This window comes from Paenarthrobacter sp. CM16 (assembly GCF_013179505.1).
Classification (GTDB): Bacteria; Actinomycetota; Actinomycetes; order Actinomycetales; family Micrococcaceae; genus Arthrobacter.
In genome coordinates this window covers 1-881 of sequence record NZ_JABMCX010000577.1, presented here as the reverse complement: position 1 = coordinate 881, position 881 = coordinate 1, and the positions used below count along the sequence as shown (strand labels likewise).

2 protein-coding genes are annotated in these 881 nt (G+C 64.9%); both read right to left on the bottom strand.

What is annotated here, in order from left to right; genetic code table 11:
• Positions 1-124: 124 nt before the first annotated feature.
• Positions 125-637, bottom strand: a complete 513-nt coding sequence (locus HP499_RS24615; RefSeq protein WP_172326624.1) for a PH domain-containing protein — start codon at positions 635-637, stop codon at positions 125-127.
• A partial coding sequence (locus HP499_RS24610; RefSeq protein WP_172326623.1) for a DUF3180 family protein occupies positions 618-881 on the bottom strand: 264 nt, incomplete at its 5' end. The genes HP499_RS24615 and HP499_RS24610, both read right to left, overlap by 20 nt.

Genomic DNA, 881 nt, shown 5'->3' with positions numbered 1-881 from the left:
CCGACGGCGGCAAGCGCCACCCAGCCGCGAACAAAAGGTGACGCAGGGTGGACGCGGTTCCAGTCGCCGTCGACCTTTGCTTCCGGCTGATCCGGCAGGCCCACGGCCGTGCTGTCTGCCGGGCTCACAGCCCGGCCAGCCTGGCTTCTCCACGGGCCGAAAGTTGTTCGCGCAACCGTGCGCCTTCCTCTGCGGGAAGTCCTGGCAGGTGCGCGTTGGTGCTGGTTGATGCCGTGTGGAGTTTGAGCGTGCAAAGACCCAGGCTGCGTTCAACCGGACCAACCGCGACGTCCACATACTGCATGCGGCCGTAAGGCACCACCATGGTGCGCTGGAAGAAGATGCCGCGGCGGATGAGGAGGTCGTCGTCGCGTTCTGCGTAGCCGATGGCACGCACTTGGCGGGGAATCAACACCAGCCGCCACAGCGCCAGGACAAGCATCACCGACGGAACAGCAATGGCGAGCCACAATGGAGGCCAGCGCCACCAACCGAGCAGCACAAAAACAAGCGGCAGACTCAGTACGGCCAGCAACAGCACGTTGCCGATGGCCCATTCCACCAAACGCACCGTGACGTACTTGGGGGAAACCCGCAGCCACTGGATGCCGGGAGGATCAATCGCCTCGGTATGCATACTCGCCTTCACCCTTGGTTTCGCCGCGACGGGTCCCCGGTCCGGCAGTGCCACCTTCAAGATCCTCGGGCGGGATGCGGCAGAAACGCTCCACCACGAGCCCTACCACCACCATCACCACGCCGCCACCGCCCATCAGCAGCGCGTTCCACAGGATTCCTTCGCCGCCGCGCAAACTGCCGATGCGGAGAAGGTCCATAGAGATTCCGGCGTGCCACCCGAGGAGCAGGGTGCCCGCATAGGC

Bases quoted from the DNA above. Each gene is read 5' to 3' on its own strand.
- HP499_RS24615 (WP_172326624.1), bottom strand. From the start codon at position 637: ATGCATACCGAGGCGATTGATCCTCCCGGCATCCAGTGGCTGCGGGTT.